The organism is Polaromonas sp. P1_G2, from assembly GCF_056405515.1.
This window is the reverse complement of sequence record NZ_JBFUBY010001729.1, coordinates 1-363: the sequence shown is the minus strand read 5'-3', so window position 1 is coordinate 363 and position 363 is coordinate 1. Positions and strand designations below refer to the sequence as shown.

1 protein-coding gene is annotated in these 363 nt (G+C 56.7%); it reads right to left on the bottom strand.

Annotation, left to right across the window (positions count from 1 at the left end; genetic code table 11):
- A partial coding sequence (locus tag AC1D0P_RS32315; RefSeq protein WP_477680452.1) for a hypothetical protein occupies window positions 1-258 on the bottom strand: 258 nt, incomplete at its 3' end.
- Window positions 259-363 lie beyond the last annotated feature (105 nt).

Here is a 363-nt window from a genome sequence, read left to right as displayed (position 1 = left end):
GAGATAGGCTCGCTCCATGCGACGGCAAAAGCTTTGCGGCAAGGTAGCAGCGTTCATGTCGAACATCGCCGCCATGGCCTCGCGCCGATCGCCCTGATACCGGTTCATGTCGTTGATGCACTTTGCCATCACCTTGGCGCGAACATCCGGCCTCGTTCTGGCAATTTCCCTATACTTGACGAACTGCTGTTCGCTGACGACGCAGCCGGCAAGGCTCAGAGACAGGGCCGCAATGGCGACCACGTTCAAAATTCTCATCAAAAATCCCCCGATAGACATCCTCGTCTATCGGCTGCGGCTATAGCGCGCAACGTGTTTGCAGAACGCGCTACACCTTTGAAAGCAGGTGCGGCATTTCAGCCC